Origin of the sequence: Chryseobacterium sp. 2TAF14 (genome assembly GCF_052115105.1) — a bacterium.
In the GTDB taxonomy this organism is placed as follows: Bacteria; Bacteroidota; Bacteroidia; order Flavobacteriales; family Weeksellaceae; genus Chryseobacterium.
Map to the genome: position 1 here is coordinate 1 of NZ_JBFRGA010000345.1, position 657 is coordinate 657.

Below are 657 nucleotides of genomic sequence, written 5' to 3' on the forward strand. Positions count from 1 at the left end.
TTGAACGGAGCTCTTTTTTATTTTTTGGTGCAACCAATAAATAAAAAAAGCGGGAGTGGAAGCAGGATAAGCTGCCCAAAAAACAATAAAATGCTTTATATTATTAAAAATATCTAGGCAAAAAAGACCGTCTTTTCGGGACAGTCTTTATTCGAATCTCTATAAACCTTGATGAGTTGCCGTTTATGCAGTTGGCCAGATTCCCTCGTAAGCAGAGTTACCGTAGTTGATCTTCTCGGCACTCACTACAAAGCTGATCAGCATTGAGTTTTCGTCTACTGCATCGAAGTCTACTTCGTGCTGGATCACGTAGCCGTTTTCCCAGTTTAAAGTAATCAGTGTTCCTTCTTCGTGAGATTTGTTGAACGTGATCTCACCTGTTGTAGGTTTATATTTTCCGTTTAATAATGATTCAAGGATGTCAGATTTTTCTGTTGCCTCGATCGTTAACTTGATAAGCGCATTCGACGGGTCTGATGCTACTCTGCCTGAAACATCGGTAGATCTCGAAACGCTGTAGTTCAGCTTTAATAATTTTTGACCCTCGCTGCCGTTGAATTTTAAGATTCCTCTTGAATTTGCTGCCATGATAAGTAAATTTTAATCGTTACTATTTTTTGTGATTTCTATAACCCAAAGATAAATACACCAATAATA

1 protein-coding gene is annotated in these 657 nt (G+C 37.9%); it reads right to left on the reverse strand.

The annotated features are described in order from the left end of the window. Positions 1-183: 183 nt before the first annotated feature. Complete coding sequence (gene tssD / locus AB4Y90_RS18105) at positions 184-588, reverse strand: type VI secretion system tube protein TssD (RefSeq protein WP_265429793.1); 405 nt, start codon at positions 586-588, stop codon at positions 184-186. Positions 589-657: the final 69 nt, after the last annotated feature.

Excerpts from the sequence above, each read along its gene's own strand:
- tssD (WP_265429793.1), bottom strand. The coding sequence starts at position 588 with ATGGCAGCAAATTCAAGAGGAATCTTAAAATTCAACGGCAGCGAGGGT.